Source organism: Actinokineospora pegani (genome assembly GCF_009745975.1).
Taxonomy (GTDB): Bacteria; Actinomycetota; Actinomycetes; order Mycobacteriales; family Pseudonocardiaceae; genus Actinokineospora; species Actinokineospora pegani.
This window is the reverse complement of sequence record NZ_WHOL01000026.1, coordinates 1-600: the sequence shown is the minus strand read 5'-3', so window position 1 is coordinate 600 and position 600 is coordinate 1. Positions and strand designations below refer to the sequence as shown.

The window sequence follows — 600 nt, the reverse complement described above, 5'->3', positions numbered from 1 at the left end:
ATCGGGCACGCGCAGGCCGCCGCCGGGGTGGCCGGGGTGATCAAGATGGTGCAGGCGCTGCGGAACGAGGTGCTGCCCGCGACGCTGCACGTGGACGAGCCGACTCCCCAGGTCGACTGGTCGGCAGGCGCGGTCAGGGTGCTGGCGGAGGCCAGGGAGTGGCCGCGCGGCGAGCGGCCGCGGCGGGCCGGTGTGTCGTCGTTCGGGGCCAGCGGCACCAACGCGCACGTGATCGTCGAGGAAGCGCCCGCGCGGCGCGAGCAGCCTCCCGGGCAGGAGCCGCTGCCCGGTGTGCTCCCGGTGGTGTTGTCCGCGCGCAGCGCCGGTTCCCTCGCGGGGCAGGCGAGCCGAGTGGCGTCCTGCCTGGACTCGGATTCCTTGGCGCGGATCGCCGGGGCGCTGGTCTCGTCGCGGGCCACGTTGGGACAGCGCGCGGTCGTGGTGGCGGGGTCCAGCGAGGAGGCGCTGGCCGGGCTCACCGCGTTGGCGCGCGGTGAGAACGCGCCCACTCTGGTGACCGGGGCTGTGACCGGCACGCCGGGCAAGGTCGTGTGGGTGTTCCCGGGGCAGGGTTCGCAGTGGGTCGGGATGGGGCGTGAG

Annotated in this window: 1 protein-coding gene; it reads left to right on the top strand. The window is 75.5% G+C overall.

Annotated features, from left to right (window positions below):
• The coding region (locus tag GCL84_RS00865) for a type I polyketide synthase (protein ID WP_197522923.1) at nt 1-600 on the top strand (600 nt) is incomplete at both ends.